General features: G+C 36.6%; 16 protein-coding genes. 1 reads left to right on the forward strand and 15 read right to left on the reverse strand.

The window, feature by feature from the left end:
* The first annotated feature begins 8 nt into the window (after positions 1 to 8).
* A complete protein-coding gene (locus tag MHM_RS02965; protein WP_187286215.1) occupies positions 9 to 173 on the forward strand; it encodes a hypothetical protein in 165 nt (54 codons plus the stop codon).
* Between the two features lie 3 nt (positions 174 to 176).
* Here the strand turns inward: MHM_RS02965 and MHM_RS02970 are convergent, their stop codons facing one another.
* From MHM_RS02970 to MHM_RS01775, 15 genes are all read right to left on the reverse strand, one after another.
* Positions 177 to 320: a hypothetical protein gene (locus tag MHM_RS02970; protein WP_187286216.1), complete on the reverse strand. Its 144-nt coding sequence runs from the start codon at positions 318 to 320 to the stop codon at positions 177 to 179.
* Positions 321 to 562: 242 nt separating this feature from the next.
* Positions 563 to 1,654, reverse strand: a complete 1,092-nt coding sequence (locus tag MHM_RS01710) for a hypothetical protein (protein ID WP_015511710.1) — start codon at positions 1,652 to 1,654, stop codon at positions 563 to 565.
* 217 nt (positions 1,655 to 1,871) lie between these two features.
* A complete protein-coding gene (locus MHM_RS01715; protein WP_015511711.1) occupies positions 1,872 to 2,921 on the reverse strand; it encodes a hypothetical protein in 1,050 nt (349 codons plus the stop codon).
* A gap of 19 nt (positions 2,922 to 2,940) precedes the next feature.
* Complete coding sequence (locus MHM_RS01720; protein ID WP_187286217.1) at positions 2,941 to 3,969, reverse strand: hypothetical protein; 1,029 nt, start codon at positions 3,967 to 3,969, stop codon at positions 2,941 to 2,943.
* A gap of 65 nt (positions 3,970 to 4,034) precedes the next feature.
* The gene (locus MHM_RS01725) at positions 4,035 to 5,081 is read right to left on the reverse strand and encodes a hypothetical protein (RefSeq protein WP_015511713.1); all 1,047 of its coding nucleotides are present in this window, start codon (positions 5,079 to 5,081) and stop codon (positions 4,035 to 4,037) included.
* 15 nt (positions 5,082 to 5,096) lie between these two features.
* Positions 5,097 to 6,134: a hypothetical protein gene (locus tag MHM_RS01730; RefSeq protein ID WP_015511714.1), complete on the reverse strand. Its 1,038-nt coding sequence runs from the start codon at positions 6,132 to 6,134 to the stop codon at positions 5,097 to 5,099.
* 151 nt (positions 6,135 to 6,285) lie between these two features.
* A complete protein-coding gene (locus MHM_RS01735; protein ID WP_015511715.1) occupies positions 6,286 to 6,969 on the reverse strand; it encodes a hypothetical protein in 684 nt (227 codons plus the stop codon).
* Positions 6,970 to 7,196: 227 nt separating this feature from the next.
* Positions 7,197 to 7,415 (reverse strand): ATP synthase F0 subunit C, encoded by a 219-nt coding sequence (atpE, locus tag MHM_RS01740; protein ID WP_187286234.1) that lies wholly within the window; start codon positions 7,413 to 7,415, stop codon positions 7,197 to 7,199.
* Positions 7,416 to 7,567: 152 nt separating this feature from the next.
* The gene (locus MHM_RS02910) at positions 7,568 to 8,014 is read right to left on the reverse strand and encodes a hypothetical protein (protein WP_015511717.1); all 447 of its coding nucleotides are present in this window, start codon (positions 8,012 to 8,014) and stop codon (positions 7,568 to 7,570) included.
* A complete protein-coding gene (locus tag MHM_RS01750) occupies positions 7,914 to 8,504 on the reverse strand; it encodes a hypothetical protein (RefSeq protein ID WP_146222372.1) in 591 nt (196 codons plus the stop codon). The genes MHM_RS02910 and MHM_RS01750 overlap by 101 nt, the downstream gene beginning before the upstream one ends.
* Before the next feature lie 52 nt (positions 8,505 to 8,556).
* On the reverse strand, positions 8,557 to 8,763 hold the full coding sequence (locus MHM_RS01755) for a hypothetical protein (protein WP_015511719.1): 207 nt from the start codon (positions 8,761 to 8,763) through the stop codon (positions 8,557 to 8,559).
* 4 nt (positions 8,764 to 8,767) lie between these two features.
* Positions 8,768 to 9,805, reverse strand: a complete 1,038-nt coding sequence (locus tag MHM_RS01760) for a hypothetical protein (protein WP_015511720.1) — start codon at positions 9,803 to 9,805, stop codon at positions 8,768 to 8,770.
* A 70-nt stretch (positions 9,806 to 9,875) separates the two neighbouring features.
* A complete protein-coding gene (locus tag MHM_RS01765; RefSeq protein ID WP_015511721.1) occupies positions 9,876 to 11,339 on the reverse strand; it encodes a hypothetical protein in 1,464 nt (487 codons plus the stop codon).
* 53 nt (positions 11,340 to 11,392) lie between these two features.
* Complete coding sequence (locus MHM_RS01770; protein WP_015511722.1) at positions 11,393 to 12,424, reverse strand: hypothetical protein; 1,032 nt, start codon at positions 12,422 to 12,424, stop codon at positions 11,393 to 11,395.
* Between the two features lie 7 nt (positions 12,425 to 12,431).
* The gene (locus MHM_RS01775; protein WP_015511723.1) at positions 12,432 to 13,466 is read right to left on the reverse strand and encodes a hypothetical protein; all 1,035 of its coding nucleotides are present in this window, start codon (positions 13,464 to 13,466) and stop codon (positions 12,432 to 12,434) included.
* Between the last annotated feature and the right edge of the window lie 12 nt (positions 13,467 to 13,478).

Genomic DNA, 13,478 nt, shown 5'->3' on the forward strand with positions numbered 1-13,478 from the left:
ATAAATTTTTGGGAGGGATATGAAGAAGTGGCTTAGAGCTTAAAAAATCTTCCGAAATATATTCTGAGTGATTATTTGTAATGTCTGATAATTGACTCTGGTTGGTAACAGGAGGTAGTACTATTGCATCACCAGAAGTTCTAAGTGGAAGAGTTGATAATCCTAAAGCATAATTTTTATCACCTCGGACTCTGTCGGCGCCCCCCCCCGTTGATTCCTAAACTATCTCCTATTCTTGAATGAAAAAATATAGGGGTTGAAGCTCCAGAAGCTATGACGGGAGCTAATAGCGCAACCTTTGCCTTGAAATTTCAAAACATATAAGGAATTGAAAAAAATAATTTTACTATAAACTCTGAGCAACAATTTATTTTGAATTAATCTCTCTTTTATTTATGGGAGCGGAAAAAGGGCTTAAACATTCTCGGGTAATATATTCCTACTACCCTCTCTGTTTTTTTGCTAGAAATTAATAAAAAAGTGTTACAGCAAAACCCACTATCTAAAAGATAACAAGAAGCGGCTAAAAGCCGCCTCTTTTAAACTTTTCGCTACAAGAGTTTTATTTTCGAGCTAATCTAGCGTTGTGAATCATTTTCATCTGATTCAATAATCAGGAGGCTATATCTAGTTCTATTTCAGATTTATAACTTTCAACTAATTGCTTAAATCTCTCCTTATCTCCCTTACACCATTCCTGTAGAGCCTGATTCCTAACGCTGTTTTCTGCATCTACAGAACATGTAGCCTCTTCATTTTTATTCATATTGAATAAAGCCTGAGCATCTACAAATCTATTTATCTTGGACTTTCATACTTCTTCAGTTGAATAGAAAATGCTGTAGGGATTGTTTTTTCACTTTCCCCATCCTCAATTATTTTCATCCGTTTCTCCCTTAAACAACCTTAAATCTTTGCGCTTTCAATGTATCTTATTTAAATTCGTTACTACTTTCTTGTAAGAAATTACAGGGACTTCTGGAAAAGTAGAGGCTAAATCATGTTCAGCATTCATTAAATCATCTAATTTAGACAAATTAATGGACTTAAATTTATCTAATCGAGAATACATAATGAAAAATCTCAGCAGAGAATCTCGATGCTTCTTAGTTAAAGATTGGGCTCCACTTTCCTGGAAAGTTCTAATAGCAGACTCTACCCCTTGAGCTACAGGAGTGTCTTGATACTCTTTTACCTTATCTGTAATTACCCTAAATCCCTGTTTAGATTTTTTGACATATTTAATAGCTGCCTGAAATTCTTTTATCTGCTGTTCTGATATTTCTCTAACTTGAGCTACCTTATCAATCTCATCCTGTAAAGTGGAAATTTCAAATGCATCTGAACCTAAAATGTCGTCTTCTCGCTCTCATGCAAATTCAGCACTTTCAGTGTCTAGGTTTAGAGCTGTTTCGGGAGTAGAGCTAGTTTCTGAAACTGCAATAGCAGCTGAAGGTGAGTTATTTGATGTGAAGTCCAGAGAGTGATTATTGACAGTGGCGTCTGCTACAGCAGGGCTGTCTATGCTAGAGATTGAGTAAGTGCTGCCTCCACTGGCACTATAAGAATTTGTATTAAAAGCTAAGGGTAGAGTCGCGCCTCCTGCAGTAAGAATAGATAATGTTGGAAAAAATATTCTATATTTTGCTGGCATATCTAAATTAAATTAATTTAAATATGAATAAAAATTAAATTTTACACATTTGTTTTTAAACGTGATTCTAAAAAATATTTATTAACGCACCCTTAATGCTACATAGAGTTGACGGGGGAGTCTCCCCCGCGACTCTCTCTAAAGTCCTACAGAATACTAAAAAGCAGGTTCAGTGAAATGGAGTATTACCATACTTTACTTCAGCAGCAGTTGCATCCTATAAGAGAGTGGGGTCTATTTGATTAATTCAGCCTAACATCGAAGCAGCTACTTTCATTTCTAAATTAGCTTTAGCTTCATCTACCTGAGCTTGAATTGCTAAAGCTTGTGGGGAAAGCCAAACTCTCATTTGTCTCCCCCTGTGAAAAGTATCGGTCTGTTTTTGCCGTTCTAATTTTTGTTGAGCGCTCTTTACCTTATTTACTAAATCATCATACTCTCTTTTATTGGATAGGAATAAATTAAATGGATTGGAAGTTCAATTATCTCACTTGGAGGGACTGGCGCGTCTAGGTCATCTGGTTTTAGAGGTAGTATCAGAATATATTATCTGGTCCCTAGCAGTTCAACTCATTTCCCTTAATTGTGATTGGATTTTCTCAATCTTAGGTCTATCCTTGGAAATCGAGTAGATGGCGTCTACGTTTGCAATTTCCTGAAAACTAGGTATTAATAATTCTCTAGCACTTTCTAATTTTTCAAAAAGTCTATACATTTCCAAAAAAGCTAATCTTTCTAATTTCGAAAGCTTATCTACTCTAATATTCTGATTCTTACCTCTAATTTTCCCTAGAAAAGCCTCTAACTTCTTCTTACCGGAATTATATGGGGTTAAGTATTTGCTAGCCTCTTGTTTCACTTGAGAATAGGGGGTTTGACTTTCTTCCTGAAATTTCAATATTTTTTGCTCATGCTCTGCCTCTTGTGCAATAGTTTTTGCGGTGCAAGAGGCAATACTATTTTCAGCTATTGGCTCTTGCATCATGTCTACAATTCTCTCTTCAGACATTAATGGGAGTTTAGTCGAACCGACTGAATAATTTTTATCAATGCTTCGAGACTGTATTTTTTCCCCTCACGATAGCTGCAGCTCTTGCGGTTGATCCATATTTCTATCTAACCTAGGATAAAGCCCCCCCCCGAAGGAGGGGGTGAATAGATTCTCTAGGGAGAGACTACCTAGATTTGAAGATAAAAGAGTCGCTCCTGAAGGAGCTCCTAATAATAGTGAAAGTGCTCCAAGTAACTTAACTCTGGAATAGTGCAAGTAGGGCTAATCAGCCTTTTTATATAGATGGAGTTTCAAATTGATTCAATCAGATAAGCATTTTAGCTGCAACCTTCATAGCTATTCTTGACTTAGCTTCCTCCACCTGAGCCTCTATCTTTTTCGCCTCAGGAGAAAGTATCATTCTGCGGCGTAGTCCGCCTGTCAGCATATCTTTATTCTTTTGGGCCTGTAAAGAAGATTGAGTGGTTTGAATTTTTCTGATCAGGGAGTCATAATCTTGCTTACTGGAGAGAAAAACATGGTAGGGATTGTGCTCTCAATTGGCTCATCTTCTTGGAGTGCTTGACCTAGATCATCTGGATGAATTCTCTTCATATTTCACCTGGGGTTGGAAAGTTCAGCCAATTTGAAGTAAATTCTGCTCTATCTCTGATAACGATGGTCTAAAGCTTGTTTGAGTTAAAGGGAGGGTTGAATTATCTAATTTATTTACTTTAGGGGTAAGATTTGCCTTTTCTTTTTCTAGTTTTTCAAATAATTTAAGCATCTCTAGAATAGCTTTTCTCTCATGTTGGGTTAAGGTAATAACTTTACTTTTTTCAGTAGCGCTTCTGCGGCTTCTCCTAGATGCGCTTACCTGTTGGGACTTAAAAAAAGCATTGACCTTCTCTCTAGCTGCGAAATAATCCCTAGAGTGAGGAATGCTTTCAGTAATAATAGATTGGGCTTTTTCCCTGCCCTCTTCACTTAAACTTAGTACCTCACCTTCTCGATGTTCTTCTAAATATATAGTTTTGATAGTATCTCCTTCAGTTAAATCGCTGACCGATTGCTTATCGGTTAAATCTATGTCTACAGTGCTGCTCTCCTTCAATTTGTAGTCCTGTACTTTTCCCTCTGATTTGTTCAACTGTAAGTTCTTAGCTGCTCCTTCTAACTCAAGGGTTTGAGCAGTCCGCTCAGGATATTTATTTTCTAGATGATGGGAGCCCCCCCCCGAAGCCATAAGATTGCCCAGCGAAAAGTTACCTAACTCAAGAGTTGTTAGTGCTGTGCTAGAAGGTGCAGCTAAAAGGATTGTCATTCCTCCCATAAGTTGAACTCTTCTGTTTATAACCAAACTTTTTTAAGGCTAAAAAATGGTAGAAGTTATATTTGATTCATTCAACTTAAAAGTCTGGATGCAACTTGGAAAGTAATATCTTCTTCAGCTCTCTCTATTCTCTGTTGAAATTCTTGTGTTTGAGAAGAGGGTCAAAATTTTGCCTGTATTCCCCTTGAAAAAACCTCACTGCGTTGCTGGTACTGTTTATTTTGTTTAGCCTGCTCTACTTTGCGAATTAGGGAAGTATAAATTGACTGATTTTCCAGAAAAAGATTAAAGGGATTAAGTTCTCACTTTTTTCAATCAGGGAGAGCGGGGGAGCTGGCCCCTCATCTACGTTTCCTGACTGTAGGCTGGGTATATTTAATTTTTGAACCCGTCATTCAATTTATCTCCCTAAGTTTTCGCTCAATTTCAACACTTTTCGGCTTAACTTTCTGAGCTGCAGCTACTCCAGCTAAATTACTATCTATCTCTGCCAATTGAGGGATAAGTATGCTTTGTTTGCCCTCTAACTTCTCAAATTCTTTAAACATCTCTAGGAGCGCTGTACGTTCATCTCTTGTTAGAGAAAGGAAACTATTATGTGCAGCTGCTCTTTTTCGTCTACTTGATTTAGACTGCATTTGCAATCACCTGTCAAACTTAGTCTTTCCTGTCTGATAGTTAGGTAGGTGTTTCTGAACTTTAGAAAGAGATTCCCTTACCTTAACTTTTCCCTTCTCCCTTAGAGTTAATGTCTTCTCCTCCTTTTCAGCTTCCATATAAATGTCTTGAATGTTCAAGTCTTTAAATTTGTGATCTATATCTTTTTCATCAGTGAAATTTACAGCGCCGTTAATGCTGTCCAAGCTTGAAGGGCTCTGTTTTTCCTTAAGCTCTATTTTTATGCTCTGAACTTTATCTCCTGAATCTAAAGTATTCCGGTTGAGGGGATAGTCCGAAGTAGTTAAGCTGGAGCCCCCCCCCAAGGGACTAAACAGTTTACCTAAATCAAGAAAATTTAGCTCTGAAACAGCCAAAGAAGCCCCTGAAGGGGCTCCTAATAATAGAGATAGTGCTCCAATCAATTTAGTCCTAGCATGACTCAAGACTGATTATTAAATTTATGCTGTTTGAAAATTTCACTGATTGGCTCAGCGCAGTAATTTTGCCGCTACTTGCATAGATATTTTTGCCTTCGCCTCCTCTACCTCCTGCTTAAATCCCTGAGCAGTTGGAGAGAGTATCACTTTATACCTTAGTCCGCCCTTAACTGAATCAGCTTGTCTCTGTCTAGATAGTTTCGCCTCAGCCTGAGACACCTTAGTAAGTAAAGAAGTGTAGTCTGATTCCCTATCTAAAAAAACATGAAATGGATTGTTAGTCCATGTTTTTCAACTAGAGGTAGAAGTCCTTCTAAAAATTCCTCCAGAATTCTCTAAATACTTTACCTGAGGTGCAGTAGTTCACTGCATTTTACTCAAATTGGCTTCAATTTCAGCAAGACTAGGTCGTTGAGCAGAAGTGAGCTGCGCCTCACTTCCATCCAGACTATAAACTCTAGGAGAGAGTTTATCCCTCTCCTTTTCTAAGTCTTCAAATAACTTAAACATTGCTAGCAAAGCCTTCCGCTCCTTTAATGTAAGTCCTACTTCTTGATTAGACTTTGCGCTCCTCCTTGTTCTTCTGGTAGGCTTACCTAGTAATCTCTCAACTTTATCTTTTGCAGAAATGTAATCTGCTAAATGGGGAAGGCTTTTGGAGGCAAACTCCTGAGTTTTTAACTTGCTTTCTCCATCTAACTGAAGTGCTTTACCCTCTGTTATATTTTCAGAATAAATTGACTGTATAGTTCCTTTTTGGTCTGATTCATTCACTTGTTCCTGAGATGATAAATCCAGCACTTGAACATTATCTTGACTCAATTCCTCAGCATTTAACTTTCGCTCCGGACTTATCTTCACTTGACTAAGCTCTGACTCTAGGGAAAGAGTGTGAGAAACATAGCTGTGCTCGTTATTTGCTAATTTTCCGGTGCCCCCCCCCTCGAAAGTAAGAAAGGGTAAAGAGAGTGAAAAGAAATTAGTTAGTGAAGGGGTAGAACTAGCTCCTAACCCTAAGACAACTACTGGAAGAGCTAATTTAGTTCTACTTCTAAGCAACTAGAAACTACCTTTAGATATTAGTAGATGTATGCAGTAAAAAAATTTTACCTCCCTCTCAAAAAACAAGCGGCAAACCGCCGCCCTTTGAGGCCTCTACATCTTTAAAAAGAATAAAAAATTAATATCTCATGTTTTTTACTCAAAGACACTAAAAGTAAGCTTTATGAATTCCCTCCATTTCCCTAATTAATCAATTTGAGATGTCTCAAATTGCCTCTTTCTTCAATTTTTCACTGTGTTCTATTTGTGGGTTTTTAAACTTCTCCCTTAATGTGGGAATTTCTGAATAGAGAGTGTTAAAACTTGCTGAACTGTTTCCCGCCTCCTCTGTTTCTGACACTTTAGAAAAGGATAAATTTTCTGAAGTTCAATCTAACCTATCTAATGACTGCAATACCTTACCAGCTTTCAACCCCTCAAAAGGTTTAAAGCTATCATCATCGACCTCTCTGGAGAGGGAGAAAAGTTCAGTATTTTCTAGCTTTAACAGAGAATAAGCTGCATAAAAACTAACTATCAACTCCCTCTCGGTTTGGCTTAACTCTATAGGTGGATTAATCATATCTCTCTTGTTAGCAGAGTGTAACTTTACCTTACCCATTAATTGAGAAAATTCTTGTATTCTCTCTGCAGTCAAAATATCTTCTATCTTTTTAGTACCTCCTCTAGATTTATAACTTTTATCAGCCTCCTCAACTATTTTCTGCAAAGTTAATTCCGAGAATGGTTCATCATAAACAGAGAATTTAGAAATCATTGTTAGGGGAGTTGCAACTGTAGCTACTGCACTAGTAGTTAAAAAAGTACCTAATAGCTGCAGCTTTAAACTCATCTCCTCCTTCCCTTTTTATCTAAAGCTTTAAAACCAAGCTGCTATGAAAACCGAATAAATCGTAATCAAGAGAGTAGAGAGATGTTTTTCGGTGCCTTGAAAAAGGCGCCTTTTAATTAGGAAAAAAGCTTCTTATTTACTGGAGGTTGTTGATTGTAATGTTTGCTGATATTTGTCAAAATTGAAAATTTTGCCATTAACAGCAAACATAAGTAAGATCGCTATTATTAGCCATTAACAGCAAACATAAGTAAGATCGCTATTATTAGCCCGTATATAGCAACACTTTCACACACTGCTGCACCAACAATGAACTGTCGAAATATCAGAGCCTCGACCTCAGGGTTTCTTGCCAACGCCTCAATTGCCTTACCTCCAATGAAACCCTGAGCCAACGCGGCACCGCAACCGGCTAACATAGCTACACCGGCACCGATATACTGCATCTTGTTACCGTCCGCAAACGGTAACAAGATTAAAGTTTTTCTTATTTGTTCTAATAACGACTCTAAAAAACTCACTAATAAAAGGGTAAAAAACTAAATTTTACCCTTAAAAAGAGTAAGTTTAAGTAGTTTTCCCCCGGTTTTCTAAAAAATTAACTACCTAAAAATTTTTCAATGTTTTGAATTTCTAACTGGAATTTTTCTCCAAAACTGTGAAAATTGGCCTGTAAAGTCTTAAATTTATTGTAATTTTCGTGACTTTTTTTCAATTTTTCACTATTAGTATTTAGTTCGCTGGTTGTCTGCGAAGCTCTATTGTTGGTTTTCTGAATAGTACTATTCACTAATTGCATATATTGCTCAAGCCAGGTAATAATCGCAGTGGTTTTTAATTTTTGAGCATAAAGTTGCCAATCCTGCAAAACAGTACCTAGCTGGTGTTCGGTGATTTTAGATCTAGTCTCTGTAATGCTTTTATTTAATTCTTCGAACTTAGACTTAACTGAAGTTAATGTTTCTTGAGCCTTTTGACCTTCTGTTGTCGCCCCCCCCCGAACTACTTGACTCGCTTGAGGATTGGTTAGTTTGAAATTCTGCAATTACTTTAGACATGGAAGATTCCCAAGTACTTAGCAGCCTATTTAATTGATTCCCATAGTCCAGAGAGGTTTTTACTAGTGCTAAATCTGACTCTAATTTCAATTTCTGCTCTACCTGCTGCTTTAATTCTTCAGACTTAGACTTCAGAGTCTCTATTTTAGACTTAATAGTTTCATAGAGGGAAGTCAAGCTTGCTTCATTAACAGCTATTTTCTCAAATAAATCTAGAGAAGTAGTAAATTCTTGATCTTTAGAAGCTTCAGCAGCTTCTTTGGACTTATTAAATTTAGTTTTTCACTCACTTAGCCTTTGTTTAGTTTCCCCTAGAAGTTGTTCTAATTTTTCTAATTGAAAGTCTACTCCTTCTTGAGATCTAAAGAAAAAAGTTTCTCCAGAAACCGATGTGTAGGGAACTAAGTATGAAGCTATTCCTCCAGAGGAGGCTATAGTGCTTCCTCCTAGCAAAAATTTAGAAAGGGAAAACATCATTTTAAATTTCTACTAAAAAATAAAGATTAACTAAAGATAAAAGTCTAAAAATTTAAGATTTTTTGGCTTTTAAATCCAATTCATATAATTTAGCCTCTATTTCATCTAATTCTTGAACAGCTTCTGATATTTTTTTCTCTGCAGCATCAATAATTACCTCCTGTTGGTCTAATTCAGCTTCTAAATGTTCTAATCGTTTTCTCAATTTCTCCTCCTCTGTTAACTGTGGCTTCGACTCTTTCTTAGATTTTTTAGACATCTCATTAACTAGTCGTTTTGCAAACTGAGCTATCCGGAGTTAATGGAGAATTGCAGATAGAGTTTTGAAGCTGACCTAATCAATTGGCAAGGGTTTTTTCTCCTTGCCTTAATGCTTCTCATTTATTGTATATTTCTTGCAGAGAGGCATAGGATTGGTTTAAAGTTTCTGTTTTAGATTTGCTGCTTTCTATCTTAGTGGTAATTGTCTTACTGTGTTCTTCTGAAACTTTTTTAAGTCCATCAGATAGTGTCTTTAATTCTTGTTGCACTTTAGTATAAGCTGTCTCTTGATATGAGCCTCACAAGTGGTTAATTGCATTTTTACTCACCAATTTTCTCAAACTATCCAGTTGCTGAGTTAAAACTGTTTTTGAGCTTTCTAGTTGAGTTTTTGCTTCTTTCGAGGCCGGAGTGCCCCCCCCCTCGGAGCTACTAACGGATGGAGATGAGTTTTCAGTAGTCACTCCTTCCGTGTTGTTTGATAGTCATTGATTTACACTAGCACAGTCTTTAGCTCCGTCATTATTGTTAAAAGCACACAAAATCTGATTTACTGCTGCTCCTCATTGAGAAATAACAGTACCGGTTTTTAGCATAGCATCATTGTAGTACTTTAATGCTGACACTAGTGAGTCAATATCTAACTTTTGAGCAGCTATCCTAGTTTGTTGGACTCCTAATTTTCCCAACTGTTGTACTAACTCCTGAAGCTCCCTATAAATTTTTTCTAGTTCCTGTTCTGCTGTACTTACCTTCTTTAACTGTGCTTCTACCTCAGTATGAGTTTTATTTTTAGTCTTAGCTACTCCCTGAATAGCCTTATTAAACAACTGATATTTTTCCCTTATCTGAGTCAACAATTGCTGTTCAGTTGCTAGCAATCTGGAAAACTGAGTTTTATCTAACTCGCTAATCTCTTCTCTTTCATAAATTAAATTAGTATCTTTACTGCTCAAATATTGGGGTAGGAAATATGCAGATAATCCAGAAGCGCTCAATCCTGTTAAGCCTAAACTAGTCAGTTTGGGGAGAAAAAGCATTTCCGGAGAATTAAATTGCTAGAGATGACTAATTTGACTCTCTCTTTCTCTCTGGAATTATCCCACTCAACTATTTCCGCTTCAATGTAGGTTTAGTTACCTTTACCTGACCTCAATCCCGCTCTAATTCATCCATTGTCTTACCTACTCACTGAATTCTCTCCCATCTGTTCGAAAAGTGAGTCATATCTGTTAAGTTGAACTTGTTGTAAACATTCTCTCAATATCTCTGAGTATTTCGATTAACTCCAGAGTATCAGTCCGAAATTCACTTTGCAAAATTATCCCTATATCCTAGATTCTTAGAATTAGCTCCACGATCTAATTCATAAATATCTAGTAGGTTTCAAGCTCCTGCTTTAGCTATATTTTGGTACGTAATTCTAGCAGGAGAGTTTATACCCTCTAGTTTATAGGTATAAGCATATCAGCTCATCAGATTTAATAAAAAGTTATTTCCTCACTTTAACTTAGGATCTACATATTTTTTATCTTTGCCTACAGAAATTCTCTGTCGACCTTCTACCGCCCGCTTTCAAGAATTATTATTTCTCGCCTGATATTCAGAAAGAGGTTTGTGATGTATTCACATTCTATAAGTTTTGCCCTCATGTCATCTAGAAAGTACTGAGACCTCTGGATGATACTGAGTAGCTTGATAGTGATTATTTTTGAAAAGAGCATACTTACTATTTTCTCCCTGAGATTCTGTGATTTTAGAATCTTTTCACTCAGAGAGCCAGAGTCTCAGTAATTTTTCCGGAGCTGAGACTAAATATAGATCCGCATCGTCAGATGCTTTAACTATCTTATTTAGAGTATCTCTTCTCTTATGTTCTTCTCTCTCAGCACCGCTAGAAGACATAACCTTCTGGAAATTATCAGTTGAAGCTGTAAAACCTTTTCACTTAGTACTGTATTCCTCCAATTCTGTAGGTAGTGAATGCTGATCCACCTTAACTCAACCCTCTTCTAGGGTGCTTTTCACAAGATTATTAGGCAACTCGTAATTTTTGGGAAATTCTACAGCAATGTATGGAAAATCATAATTTCAAAAAGGTAATTTTTCCTGACCTTCCCTAAAGTAAGAGAAAATCTTCCCCTCCGGTACTTTCCTATTATCCTCCCTGAAGAATTTTTCCCAAGCATCTAAAATTGTCATCTCTTTCGCTCCACTAGGTCCTTCATCTTTTTTAGTTATTCGAGCTCCACTGAGAGCTTCTTCTTTGAACTCCCTAGCACCATATAATTTTTTAAATTCACTCAAATCTACAGTTCTTTTCATATTTTCAAAGAATGCGTGATTAACAGCTAAATCATTTCATGCAGCTTCTCCCGCAAGAGTATTAGCATAGCCTGCTGTATCTTTAGTAGTTAATTCTCTCCCTATTTCTGCAGAATTAATTAACTGCCCCCCCCTGAAATTAAAGAAATTTAAGTGATCTCCAAATGAATACGCTAGGGGAACTACTGAAGCAGAACTAACTCCCGCAAATATAACTGCATACTTTAGCCAGAGTGGAGAAAATGTCATATTAACTAGGTAAAGACTTTACTAGCAGATTTTAGAGCCTAAATGTAAAAATTCTAAGACTGTACTGAATCCATCTGACATAATGCTGGACTTTGACTTGAAGAGAGCATACATAGATAATGCTGTAATTGACCACTATATCTTCCTAAAACAGCAGCATTAGACTTTAAGGTTTTCCACTTTCTATTACTATCTTTTAATTTTCCATAAGATTCATTGAGAGTCTGAACTGTCTGATTTCCCTCGTCTACCTTAGTCTTTAATTCTTCAGCTTCAATTTTTTTAATTTCTGTTTTTTTAGTCTCTATTTTGTCCTTAAAACCTGTGAGGAAATTTTTTCTAAATAATTCTTGCAATAATCCTGAGTAGTGAGCATCTCTAATTTTTGTAATTAAAGCTCTTAATTCAGTTTGTTTCTTAGTAAGTTCCTCTTTTGAGTTTTTAATTTGGTTGAGTGCATTTGTTGAGCTTTCTGTGCCCCCCCCCTGTGCACTAACTGAAGATTGAGCCGCATCAATTGTCTTTTTAAATCATTCTTTTGCGGAGCTATCACAATTAGATTTATTATCTAGTGCACATACAATTTTCTCGAGTGATTCTCCCCAAGAGTAAATTGCGCTTCCCAAGGTATGTAGTGATTTATTGGAGTAATCCAAACTCTGCAGTACTGCCTCATGTCCTAATCTTTTGCCCTCCATTTCATGTAACTTTTTAAATGACTCTGTTAGTTTAGAGAGTATATCTTTACTTTCTTGATAGATTTTCTGCAGCTTCCCCTCTGTTTCTGACACTTGCTGCAATTCCTGTTGTATTTCCGAGTGTGTCTTACTTTTCTTACTATTAGTATCTCCTATAGTTGTCTTAAATTTTGAGATCAACGCTTCTAGTTGGGATTTCAGCTCTTGTTCCGAGGAGAGAAACTTCGAAAAACTTCTATCTAGCTCCTGAGAAGCTGATTCACTATATATTAAGTCTGAATCGCTATTTTTCCCCACCAATAATTGAGGGGTGAAGTAAGCTCCTATACCTGTAGAGCCCAGCCCTGTAAGTCCTAAGCTAATTAATTTAGTTGATGAAGACAACATAAATTAATTAGTGAAGCTGTTTGGGACAGACAGTTGATTCTCTGGGATGGAGGTCATTGCATAAAAAAGACTGAATACTTGATTTATGTCTATGTAATACAGTTTCATTGGATTTAATTATCTCCCACTTTTGATAATTAGTCTTTAGGTTTTCATAAGACTTATTTAATTCTCTAGTGGTTTCCTGACTTGTTGCAACCGAAGTCTGTAAGTTCTGAGTTAAAGAATTTGAAAGTGAAGTTAAAAAAGTTGCTTTATTTTCATAGTGCTGTTTTCCCTGAGTAGATAAAGCTTCAGCTACTGTTACCTTAAGTTGTTGAATTAAGTTTTTATTTAGTGCTGTAGCTAATGCTTGTAACTTGGTTTCAAGCGCCTGTTTTGACTGTTCTAACTGATTAAGTGCCGCTTTCGAACTTTCTGTGCCCCCCCCCGAAGTACTAGCCAATGCAACTGGTTCGGCGTCTTGAGTGCTGCCTTGATTTTTCAATCACTCTTTGGCTTTAGACTCACAATCTGAAGCTGCTCCTTTATTATCGATAGCGCAGATAAATTTCTTTAGAGAGCTACCTCATTCATGCATATAAGAATTAGCCTGAAACATGAGCTGATTATAGGTTGAAAAACTTTTCAAGGCTGCTTCGACTTCTAATTTCTTTTTATTGTTCTCAAACAGAGATTTCAAAATTTTTTCCATCTCTTGAATTAACTTTTCATTTTGCTTATATTCTGATTCCAATTTCTCTTCCCGTTCAGCTACTTTCTGAAAACTAGTTTCTATTTCTTTCCTCTGAGTTTCTTTTTTCGATTGAGTATTTTTAAGCACCGACTCAAATTTGCTATACAAGCCCGATAATTTAGACTCAAGCTCTGCTGCGCTTTCTAGATAGGTAGAAACATTAATTTCCTCTCCCCTATCATTCGATAGCTGTCCTGGGAAACTTTTCCCCTCTATTAAAAAAGGGGTAAAGTATATTCCTGCTCCTGTAGAGCCTAGCCCTGTAAGTCCTAGACTAACTAACTTAGATAAACCTAAAAAAGGCATTTTTGAGTGATT

Origin of the sequence: Candidatus Mycoplasma haematominutum 'Birmingham 1', assembly GCF_000319365.1 — a bacterium.
Lineage (GTDB): Bacteria > Bacillota_I > Bacilli_A > Mycoplasmatales > Mycoplasmoidaceae > Eperythrozoon_A > Eperythrozoon_A haematominutum.